The organism is Lysobacter enzymogenes (assembly GCF_017168095.1).
GTDB lineage: Bacteria > Pseudomonadota > Gammaproteobacteria > Xanthomonadales > Xanthomonadaceae > Lysobacter > Lysobacter enzymogenes_D.
Genome location: NZ_LXSD01000328.1, coordinates 1 through 8,959, shown reverse-complemented (window position 1 = coordinate 8,959; position 8,959 = coordinate 1). Strand labels below are relative to the sequence as shown.

Genomic DNA, 8,959 nt, shown 5'->3' with positions numbered 1-8,959 from the left:
GCGGCGCCGGCGCGCGCAGGGCGCGCGCGCTCGTGAGCGCGGCCGCCGGCTTGCGCGATTTTGCCGATGCGGCTCACAGTCATGACGTTTGGTTGCGCGCTTATGCACTTGGATCAGCCGGCGCGCGCTCCAAGCTGTTTATCGTGTCGTCCCTCGTGCCGTCCTGCGGACCCGTCCTGCGCTGACGACACGCCCGTTCCCGCCACCTCTCGACTTCGGTAGCCCGCGATGACCGCCTTGTTCTCCGCCTGGTTCCGCATTCCCTTCTGGCAGCGCGTGGTCGGCGGCTTCGTCCTCGGCGCGCTGGCGGGCTGGGCGTTCGGGCCGGCGGCGGAGACCTGGTTCGGGCCGCTCGGCGATCTCTACGTCACCCTGATCAAGATGATCGCGGTGCCGCTGGTGTTCTTCGCGGTGATCAACGCGGTCGCCTCGCTGCACGGGCAGAAATCCATCGCTGCGCTCGGCGGCCGCACCTTCCTCTGGTTCGCGATCACCGCGGTGTTGGCGGTGGCGGTGGGCCTGGCGGTGGGCACGATCCTGCAGCCCGGCGCCGGCGTGATCGGCCTGGCGATGGACTCGGCCTACAAGCCGCGCGACGTGCCCAGCGTGACCAAGGTGCTGCTCGACGTGGTGCCGAGCAATCCGTTCTACGCCCTGACCGGCATCGGCACGACCAGGAACGCCGCCGGCGAGACCGTGCTGGCCGCGGGTAAGGGCTCGATCCTGCCGGTGATCTTCTTCGCCGGCCTGCTCGGCTTCGCCATGGTCAAGCTCGGCGACAAGGTCGCCGGCGTGCGCAAGCTGGTCGGCGAGGCCAGCGAGCTGATGATCCAGGTCACCCGCTTCGTCCTGGAAGTCACCCCGATCGGCACCTTCGGCCTCATCGCCGCGCTGGTCGGCGCCTACGGTTTCGAGAAGCTGCTGCCGCTGGGCAATTTCGTGCTGGCCTTGTACCTGGCCTGCGCGCTGCACATCGTGGTGGTCTACAGCGCGCTGCTGCTGGCGCACGGGCTCAACCCGCTGAAATTCTTCCGCGGCGCCGCGCCGGGCATGCAGGTGGCGTTCGTGAGCTCGTCGAGCTTCGCCGCGATGCCGGTGGCGATGCGCTCGATCACCCACAACCTCGGCGTCAACAAGGATTACGCGGCGTTCGCCTCGCCGTTGGGCGCGAGCATCAAGATGGACGGCTGCGGCGCGATCTATCCGGCGCTGTGCGCGGTGTTCATCGCCCAATACACCGGCACGCCGCTGAGCGCGGACCAGTACTTCATCGTCCTGATCGCCTCGGTGCTCGGCAGCTTCGGCACCGCCGGCGTCCCGGGCACGGCGGTGATCATGGCCACCGTGGTGCTCAGCGCCGCGGGCCTGCCGCTGGAGACGATCGGCTACCTGTACGCCATCGACCGCGTGCTCGACATGATGCGCACGATGACCAACGTGACCGGGCAGATGCTGGTGCCGGTGCTGGTGGCGAAGGAGACCGGCTTGCTCGACCGCGAGGTGTACGAGGCGGCGTCGACCGACGTCGGGATCGAGGAAGGCAAGGCCTGAGCGCGGCCGGCGCGATCGGCCGCCGTCTCGCCCAGGCGACCGGCCGGCGGCCCGCGCCTCGGGCGATGCGAGCGGCGCGCGCGGCGGCATAATGCAGCGCATGCACGTAACCCAGGCACGGCGCAGGCCGAGGAGCAACCCCGCGTACTCGCGACACCGGCCACGGCCGTCGGCGGAGCGCTGAGGTGGCGCTGCGGATCGAACGCGTCGCGATGCAGGCGCGCGAACGCGAGCGTCTTTACGCGACCGGACGCGCCGGCCCGGCGCCTTCGCGCCTCGCCGGATTTCTCGATTGGCTCGGCAACGCATCGCTCGCGGCCTTGCTGCTGCTGTTCGCGTTCGCCGCGGCCGCGGCGGTATGGCTGCGCTTGATCGGACGCAGCGGACAGGCCGGGCCGGAACTGGTCTGGATCGTCGTCGCCGCGCTAGCGCTAGGCACGGTATGGGCGAGCGCGCGGGCCGGCTGGCGCGCGCGCGACGTTCGCCTGCGGCGCGAGCGCGTGTTCGGCCCGAGTTGGCGCGACGCCGAAGCCGGCGAGGTCGAGGAAGAGCATTACGACTTCCTCGAAGCTGCGAGCGTGCGCGAGGCCGAGACCGGCACGCTGATCCACTTGCTGCGCGTGGACGAGCGCCGCTGCCTGGTGGTGTTCGATGAAGAGAGTTTCCGCCTGGTCGAACAGGGCGGCGATCCCGCGGCGACGCAGTGGCGTCCGCGTACGCGCGCCGTGCTGCGGCGCGCGCCGCGGTCGCGGCGGGTGCTGTCGCTGCGCTTCGGGGGCGAAGCGCTGACGAGCGAGCCGAGCCAGGCGCTGGGCTGGGCGACGCCGGGATGGGAGTGGGACGGCAAGATCTGGGAGCTGGAATGGCCTGAGATCGCGCGGCGGTTGGCGGGCGCGGACTGAAGTCGCCCGCGGCGCCTTCGCGAGCGGGCGCGAGGAGTCGGCCTGGAGCTTCGTATCCGAGCGCAAGGACCACCGCGGTGCGGACGGGCGTGGGAGGCGCGGCGCGGTCCGCGCCCGGCCGAGTTGCGCTCAGCTGTGCGCTTGGCTCACACCCGCGAATACTTCCACGACACCATCCGCCCCTCGCGATACGGCATCACCCCATGGAACGGCCGCGGGTCGCGGTCGAACACCAGCGGCAGGAACTCGCGGTCGCCTTCCCACATCGGCAGTTCGTGCAGGCGCTCGATGTCGACCCACTCCAGCGTGCCCTCGGGATTGCTCGCATACGCCTCGCCTTCGAAGGCGTCGATCACGAACACGAAGCCCAGCCAGTCCTCGCCGCGCTTGCCGAAGCCGGGCCAGCTGATGGTGCCGCGCAACTGCAGCGAGACGCATTCGATCCCGGCTTCCTCGCGGATCTCGCGGCGCATGCCGGCCAGCACGTCCTCGTCGGGTTCGAGCTTGCCGCCCAGGCCGTTGTACTTGCCGAGCTGGTGGTCGTCGGGGCGGGCGTTGCGATGGACCATCAGGACCTGGCGGCCATCGGGCGAAATCACGTAGCCCAGGGTGGCCACGATGGGGGTGTACGGCATCGGCGGATCGGCGCGCGGGGAAGGGCAGGCGCACAGTGTGGGCGATCGCGCCGGCAACGGCCAGCGGCGCCGCGCTCCCCACGTGACTTCCGACCCGCACCGCGGCGCCGCGGCTCGGTTAATGTGCGCAGGACTGCGCCCGCGCCGGCGCAGGCCACTTCGACAGGACAGGGAGCCCTCATGCGCAAGCCTCACCTTTGCGTGCTGCTCGCCGGCCTGACCACGCTCGCCTCCGCCGCGTTCGCGACTTCCGCGTCCGCCGCCGAGAGCGATCGCTGGCAGTTGCCGGTGGCGGTCAAGAAACTCGACAACGGACTGACCGTGGTCGTATCGCCCGACCACAGCTCGCCGACCGTCGGCGTCAGCGTGGTCTATCACGTCGGCATGCGGCTGGAGCCGAAGAACCGCACCGGCTTCGCCCACCTGTTCGAGCATTTGATGTTCCAGGGCACCCCGACCGCGCGCAAGGGCGTGTTCGACCAGGTCATCAGCGGCGGCGGCGGCCGCAACAACGGCTCGACCCGCCCGGACTACACCAACTACATCGAAGTCGCGCCGGTGTCCGCGCTGGAACGCATCCTGTGGCTGGAAGCCGACCGCATGAAGACCCTGGACTTCAACCCGACCACGCTGAAGAACCAGCAGGACGTGGTCAAGGAAGAGATCCGGGTCAACGTCAAGAACCAGCCCTACGGCGGCTTCATGTGGCTCGACATCGGCCAGCACGCGTTCCAGAAGTGGGAGAACAACCACGACGGCTACGGCAGCTTCCAGGACCTGGAGAACGCCAGCCTCGCCGACGTGCAGTCCTTCCACCGCGACTACTACGGCCCCAACAACGCGGTGCTCGGCATCGCCGGCGACATCTCGCCGGAAGAGGCCTTCGCCCTGGCCGACAAGTACTTCGGCGCGGTCGCCGGGCGCCCGACGCCGCCGCCGCCGGACTACAGCGAAGGCCTCAACGCCGCCGAGAAGCGCATCAGCCAGACCGACGCGCTGGCGCAGGTGCCGGCGATCGCCGCCGGCTGGAAGATGCCCGCGCGCGGCAGCCGCGACCAGGCGCCGATGGCGGTGCTGGGCAACGTGCTCGCCGGCGACGACGCGTCGCGCCTGCATCAGGGGCTGGTCAAGCAGCGCCAGATCGCGCTCAACGTGCAGCCGCTGTACGGCCTGGGCGACGAGTGGAACTACAACGGCCCCACGCTGTTCACCCTGTTCGCGCTGTACAAGCCCGACAGCAGCGCCGACGCGGTGCTGGCGGCGGTCGACGAGGAAGTGGCCAAGATCGCCCAGAGCGGCGTCGACGCGGCCACCCTCAAGCGGGTCAAGACCAAGATGCTGGCCAATTGGTACAACGGCCTGGACGCCTTCATCGACCGCGCCGACACCCTGGCGGTGATGCAGACGCTGTGGGGCGACGCCAACGCGATCAACAAGATTCCGGCCTTGATCGAGGGCGTGACCTCGGCCGATCTGCAGCGCGTGGCCAAGACCTACCTGACCCGCGCCAACCGCACCGTCATCGACCGCCGCCCGGCCGCGCCCGCTGCGGCGCCCGCCGCCGCCGCGCCGGCCAAGCATTGAGGAGAGCCCAGCCATGAGCCCGACTATCAAGCCACTCGCGCTGCCGCTCGCGCTGGCGCTGACCCTCGCCGCCGGCGCCGCCAGCGCCGGCCCCTCGGTGGCGCTGCCGGAACGGCTGCCGCCGCTGGCCGCCGACAAGCCGCTGCCGGTGCCGCAGATCGCGCGCAAGACCCTCGCCAACGGCCTGGAAGTGTGGGTGGTGCCGCGCCAGGGCCTGCCGCGGGTCGACTACGTGCTGGCCGTGCGCAACGCCGGCTACGCCGCCGATGCCGCCGACGCGCGCGGCTTCGCCTCGCTCTACGCCGGCCTGCTGGTGGAAGGCACCGCCAAGCGCGACGCCAAGGCGATCGCCGAAGCGGCGCAGAGCTACGGCGGCTCGATCGGCGCGTCCGCGGCCAACGACGGCGTGGTCCTGCGCGGCGACGCGCTGGCCTCGCAGGCCGCGCCGATGCTGCAGCTGATCGCCGAAGTCGCGCAGACCCCGAGCTTCCCCGACGCCGAAGTGCAGCTGGCGAAAGCCAACGCATTGCAAGGCCTGAAGGTCGCGCAGGCGCAGCCGGGCTACAAGGCCGCGCGCGCGTTGTCGGCGGCGGTGTACGGCGATCATCCCTACGCCCGCACCCAGCCGACCGAGGCCTCGATCGAGGCGGCCACCGCCGAGCAGGTGCGCGCCGAACACGCGCGCCGCTTCCGTCCCGACCGCGCCTTGCTGGTGGTGACCGGCCGGATATCCGCCGAGCAGGGCTTCAAGCTCGCCGAAGCCGCCTTCGGCGGCTGGAAACCCAGCGGCGAAGCGGTCGCCGACGCCGCGCCGGCGCCGCGCAGCGCGCCGGCCCAGCGCATCTTCGTCCAGCGCGACGGCAGCGTGCAGTCGGCGCTGCGGCTCGGCCGCCCCGGCATCGCCGCCACCGACGCCGACTACGTGCCCGCGCAACTGGCCGGCATCGTCCTCGGCGGCGGTTTCAGCAGCCGGCTGATGCAGAACCTGCGCGAAGACAAGGGCTACACCTACGGCGCCCGCGGCGGCCTCACCGCGATGCGCGTCGGCGGCGCGATCCAGTCCTCGGCCGACGTGCGCAACGAAGTCACCGGCGCCGCGCTCGGCGAGTTCGTCTACGAGTTCGGCCGCCTCAACGACTACCCGGTGCCGGCCCAGGAGCTGGAGGACACCAAGCGCTACGTCGCCGGCGGTTACCTGATCGGCAACCAGCAGCAGCGTTCGGTCGCCAGCAGCCTGGCCGGCAACTGGCTGGTCGGCCTGCCGGCCGAATTCCTCGGCGAATACGTGCCGAAGATCCGCGCGGTCGACGCCGCCCAGGTGCAGGCGATGGCGAAGAAGTACTACGCCGCCAAGGACCAGTCGATCGTCGTGGTCGGCGACTACAAGGCGGTGGCGCCGCAGCTCAAGGAGTTCGGCGAGTTCAAGCAGGAGAAGTGAGGCGGCGGTCCGCGCTGCGCCCGAACCGATGCATTGTCGCGAAAACCCCGGCTTCGGCCGGGGTTTTCGTTTGCGCCGCGCGCGGCCGGCGGGCGTCTCGCGCATAATCCACGGGCGCCAGCCCAGGAGTTTTTCGATGTCCGCCAGCCCCGTTCCCGCCGCCCCGCGCCTGCTCGCCTTCGCCGGCAGCCTGCGCTCGGGTTCCTACAACCGCCGCCTGATCCCGGTGCTGGCCGAAGGCGCGCGCGCCGCCGGCGCGCAGGTCAGCCTGATCGAGCTGCGCGATTATTCGCTGCCGGTCTACGACGGCGACATCGAAGCCGAGGGCATGCCCGAGAACGCGCGCCGCCTGCAGGAACTGATGGCGCAGCACGACGGCCTGCTGATCTCCACGCCCGAATACAACGGTTCGATGCCGGCGCTGGTCAAGAACACCCTCGACTGGATCTCGCGCCCGCTGCCCGACGGTCGCTCGGGCACCGCGCTGTTCGCCGACAAGGTCGCCGGCATCGTCTCGGCCTCGCCGGGGCCGCTGGGCGGCCTGCGCTCGCTGCTGGTGCTGCGCGACGCGCTGGCCAAGCTCGGTCTGATCGTGGTGCCGCAGCAGGTCGCGGTCGGCCAGGCCGGCGACAAGCTTCACGAGTACGGCGAACTCGGCGACGAACGCCAGCGCGAGGCCGTGCACCGCGTCGGCGCCGCCGTGGTCCGCCATCTGCGCGTCTACGCCACCGAGGGAGCGCCGGCATGAAAGGCCAGCAACGCGAATTGAACCTGCGCTTCCTCGCCCAGCCCACCGACGTCAATTACGGCGGCAAGGTCCACGGCGGCATGGTGATGAAGTGGATCGACCAGGCCGGCTACGCCGCCGCGGTCGGCTGGAGCGGCAAGTACAGCGTCACCGTCGCGGTCGGCGGCATCCGCTTCGTCGCGCCGATCCGGATCAGCGACCTGGTCACCGTGCACACCAAGCTGATCCACACCGGCACCAGCAGCATGCACTTCGCCGTCGACGTCAAGGCGCGCGACCCGGGCCTGGACGACGGCGAACCGGAAGAGCGGCTGTGCACCCACTGCGTGATCGTGTTCGTGGCGATGGACACGGTCGAAGGCAAGCCGACCCCGGTACCGCCGTGGACCCCGGTCACCGACGACGACAAGCGCCTGGCCGAGTACGCGCTCAAGGTCATGGAACTGAGCAAGGGCATCGAGGCGACGGTGGAGCGGTACGTGCACGAAGGTTGAGCCGCGCTCGCGCGAGGCGGGTTGCGTCGTGATCGCGGTGTCGCGGTCGCGGCTTGCGCCGCTCCTACAGGGGGCGGCCGTGGCTTCGATTCCGACGGTAGGCGCTGCGCAAGCTGCGGCCGCGGGGGAGCCGGTTGCGTCGTAATTGCGGTGTCGCGGTCGCGGCGCAGGCACGACGCCGCGAAAACCGCCTCCGCAAACGCAACAGGCCGCCCGAAGGCGGCCTGTCGAGTGCGCGCGGCGGCGGAACTCAGATCCCGTCGACCCGGCGCGCTTCCATGAACTTGCCGCTCCAGTAGCCGCTGTCCAGGCTCGAGACGGTCACGTCCTTGCCGGTGCGCGGGGCGTGCACGAAGCGGCCGTCGCCGAGGTAGATGCCGACGTGGTCGACCCGGCCGCGGCGGCCGAAGAACACCAGGTCGCCTTCGGTCATGGCGTCGCGGTCGATCACTTCGCCGGTCTTGGCCATCTCGCGCGAGACGCGCGGCAGTTCGATGCCCAGGGCGTTGCGGAACACGTAGCCGACCAGGCCCGAGCAGTCGAAACCCTGGTCCGGCGAGGTGCCGCCCCAGCGGTACGGGGTGCCCAGCAGGGCCAGGGCCTTCTGCAGCATGCCCTTGATCCGGCCCTGTTCGGCGACCGGGATGTCGCTCTTGCTGAGCGGGACGTCCTGGCCCTGGCCGAGCATGCGGTTCAGGTCGGTCGCCAGCATCAGGGCGCGGTCGGAGAGGGTCATCGCCTCCGGCAGCATGTTGCCGCCGCGGGCTTCCGGCGCGTCGGCCGAGTCGTTGCGCAGCGACGGGCCGCCCGGGAGCAGGGACGAGGCCGCGCCGGCGGAGACCGACTGGGCGAACGCGGGCAGGGCGCAAACCGCCAGGGTGGCGGTCAGCAGGATTCGTTGGCTGGCCCGGCGGCCGGGGCGTCGGCCTTGGGCGGTGTCGCAAGATGCTTGGGGGGTGGCAGTCTGGCGGTTGTGGCGATGGGTCGAAGTCGTCACTTAGTAATCACAGAGTCGTCACCGGAGAAGGACAATACCCGCCGGGTGGGACGGTGTGGTTCAAATTTCGTTAGGCGTGCGTAAACATCCATGTGATTTTGCTCACATTTTCGACGCGTCCCAGGCCTCAGTCCTGTTCAGCCGAATCTCAAAATTACTTGAGAACTCGCTTGGCGCCGCTGTAGTGATCGCGCCAGTACGGCCCGTCCAGGCGGTCCAGGCGGACCGTGCCGCCGCTGCTGGGGGCGTGGACGAAGCGGCCCTCGCCGACATAGATGCCGACGTGGCTGACGTTGCCGGCGCTGCCGAAGAACACCAGGTCGCCGCCGGCCAGGCGCATCGGGTCGATGCGCGGGCCCTGGTAGCCGGCCAGGTCGCGCGAGGTGCGCGGCAGGTTCAGCGCCAGCATGTCGCGGTAGACGTAGTTGACCAGGCCGCTGCAGTCGAAGCCGCCTTCCGGGGTGTTGCCGCCGTAGCGGTACGGGGTGCCGACCAGGCTGAAGGCGCGCATCAGCACGGCGTTGGCGGCTTCGGGGTTGTCCGGGGCGACGTGCGGCCAGACCCGGGCCGGCGGCGCCGGCGGCGGGCCGCGCCGCACCGTCTGCTGGCC

General features: G+C 70.6%; 10 protein-coding genes. 7 read left to right on the top strand and 3 right to left on the bottom strand.

Going from position 1 to position 8,959, the window contains the following annotated elements:
* From A7A76_RS11685 to A7A76_RS11675, 3 genes are all read left to right on the top strand, one after another.
* Positions 1–185 (top strand): hypothetical protein (locus A7A76_RS11685; RefSeq protein WP_206411343.1); only part of this gene is annotated, 185 nt, incomplete at its 5' end.
* Positions 186–228: 43 nt separating this feature from the next.
* Positions 229–1,551: a dicarboxylate/amino acid:cation symporter gene (locus A7A76_RS11680; RefSeq protein WP_206411342.1), complete on the top strand. Its 1,323-nt coding sequence runs from the start codon at positions 229–231 to the stop codon at positions 1,549–1,551.
* 185 nt (positions 1,552–1,736) lie between these two features.
* Positions 1,737–2,453 (top strand): hypothetical protein, encoded by a 717-nt coding sequence (locus A7A76_RS11675; RefSeq protein WP_206411341.1) that lies wholly within the window; start codon positions 1,737–1,739, stop codon positions 2,451–2,453.
* Positions 2,454–2,599: 146 nt separating this feature from the next.
* On the opposite strand, the gene A7A76_RS11670 is transcribed toward A7A76_RS11675, so the two are convergent.
* Positions 2,600–3,088 (bottom strand): NUDIX hydrolase, encoded by a 489-nt coding sequence (locus A7A76_RS11670; protein WP_206411340.1) that lies wholly within the window; start codon positions 3,086–3,088, stop codon positions 2,600–2,602.
* A gap of 180 nt (positions 3,089–3,268) precedes the next feature.
* On the opposite strand from A7A76_RS11670, the gene A7A76_RS11665 reads away from it, so the two are divergent.
* From A7A76_RS11665 to A7A76_RS11650, 4 genes are all read left to right on the top strand, one after another.
* Entirely contained in the window at positions 3,269–4,672 is a 1,404-nt protein-coding gene (locus A7A76_RS11665) for a M16 family metallopeptidase (RefSeq protein WP_206411339.1), read from the top strand.
* Between the two features lie 13 nt (positions 4,673–4,685).
* Positions 4,686–6,110, top strand: a complete 1,425-nt coding sequence (locus A7A76_RS11660) for a M16 family metallopeptidase (protein ID WP_206411338.1) — start codon at positions 4,686–4,688, stop codon at positions 6,108–6,110.
* A 136-nt stretch (positions 6,111–6,246) separates the two neighbouring features.
* Positions 6,247–6,858 (top strand): NADPH-dependent FMN reductase, encoded by a 612-nt coding sequence (locus tag A7A76_RS11655; RefSeq protein ID WP_206411337.1) that lies wholly within the window; start codon positions 6,247–6,249, stop codon positions 6,856–6,858.
* Positions 6,855–7,352, top strand: coding sequence for an acyl-CoA thioesterase (locus A7A76_RS11650; RefSeq protein WP_057946784.1), 498 nt, complete (start codon positions 6,855–6,857; stop codon positions 7,350–7,352). The genes A7A76_RS11655 and A7A76_RS11650 overlap by 4 nt, the downstream gene beginning before the upstream one ends.
* Positions 7,353–7,602: 250 nt before the next feature.
* Here A7A76_RS11650 and A7A76_RS11645 read toward each other — a convergent pair whose 3' ends face one another.
* Both A7A76_RS11645 and A7A76_RS11640 read right to left on the bottom strand, forming a co-directional pair.
* Positions 7,603–8,349, bottom strand: coding sequence for a C40 family peptidase (locus A7A76_RS11645; RefSeq protein WP_428995131.1), 747 nt, complete (start codon positions 8,347–8,349; stop codon positions 7,603–7,605).
* 154 nt (positions 8,350–8,503) lie between these two features.
* The gene (locus A7A76_RS11640) at positions 8,504–8,947 is read right to left on the bottom strand and encodes an NlpC/P60 family protein (RefSeq protein WP_206411344.1); all 444 of its coding nucleotides are present in this window, start codon (positions 8,945–8,947) and stop codon (positions 8,504–8,506) included.
* Positions 8,948–8,959 lie beyond the last annotated feature (12 nt).

What these genes read in the sequence shown, in the direction of transcription:
- A7A76_RS11680 (WP_206411342.1), top strand. Translation starts at nt 229, where the DNA reads ATGACCGCCTTGTTCTCCGCCTGGTTCCGCATTCCCTTCTGGCAGCGC.
- A7A76_RS11670 (WP_206411340.1), bottom strand. Translation starts at nt 3,088, where the DNA reads ATGCCGTACACCCCCATCGTGGCCACCCTGGGCTACGTGATTTCGCCC.
- A7A76_RS11665 (WP_206411339.1), top strand. Translation starts at nt 3,269, where the DNA reads ATGCGCAAGCCTCACCTTTGCGTGCTGCTCGCCGGCCTGACCACGCTC.
- A7A76_RS11660 (WP_206411338.1), top strand. Translation starts at nt 4,686, where the DNA reads ATGAGCCCGACTATCAAGCCACTCGCGCTGCCGCTCGCGCTGGCGCTG.
- A7A76_RS11655 (WP_206411337.1), top strand. Translation starts at nt 6,247, where the DNA reads ATGTCCGCCAGCCCCGTTCCCGCCGCCCCGCGCCTGCTCGCCTTCGCC.
- A7A76_RS11650 (WP_057946784.1), top strand. Translation starts at nt 6,855, where the DNA reads ATGAAAGGCCAGCAACGCGAATTGAACCTGCGCTTCCTCGCCCAGCCC.